At 79.4% G+C, this 573-nt stretch carries 1 pseudogene; it reads left to right on the forward strand.

Annotated elements, in window-relative coordinates:
• Window positions 1-573: pseudogene (locus tag NWP10_RS12275) on the forward strand (thiol reductant ABC exporter subunit CydC); the annotation flags it as partial.

The following is a 573-nucleotide window of genomic DNA, read 5'->3' on the forward strand; positions in this document are numbered from 1 at the left end:
GCCCTGCGGATCCTGCCGTGGCGCTCGGGCCGGCTGTGGGCCGGCGTCGCGTGGGCCACGGGGACGCACCTGTCCGCGGCGCTGCTCGCGGGGCTGTCGGGCTGGCTCATCGTCACCGCGGCGGGGCGGCCGCCCGTGCTGTACCTGCTCTCCGTGATCGTGCTGGTCCGCGCCTTCGGCCTGTCCCGCGCGGTGTTCCGCTACCTGGACCGGCTGGCCACCCACGACGCCGTCCTCGGCTGGGCCTCCCGGCTGCGGCTGCGGCTGTGGGACGCCCTGGGTCGCCGGCCCGCCCTGTGGGGGCGCCTGAGCCGCGCCGACGGGGCGCTGTCCGTGCTCGTCGCGGACGTGGACGCCCTGCGGGACGCCGCGCCGCGCGTGATGGTGCCCGTGCCGGCGGCCGTGCTCGCGTGGCTCGTGAGCGCCGGAGCCGTGGCCCTGCTGGCCCCGGAGCTGGCCGCGGCCGCCCTCGTACCCGGCGCCCTGGGGCTCGTGGCGATCCCCGTCGTCGTCGCGGCGCTCGACCGGCGCCAGACCCAGGCGACCGTGCGCCACCGCGCCGGGCTGCTGGAC

It is taken from the genome of Micrococcus sp. HG099, from assembly GCF_024723355.1.
Taxonomy (GTDB): domain Bacteria; phylum Actinomycetota; class Actinomycetes; order Actinomycetales; family Micrococcaceae; genus Micrococcus; species Micrococcus endophyticus.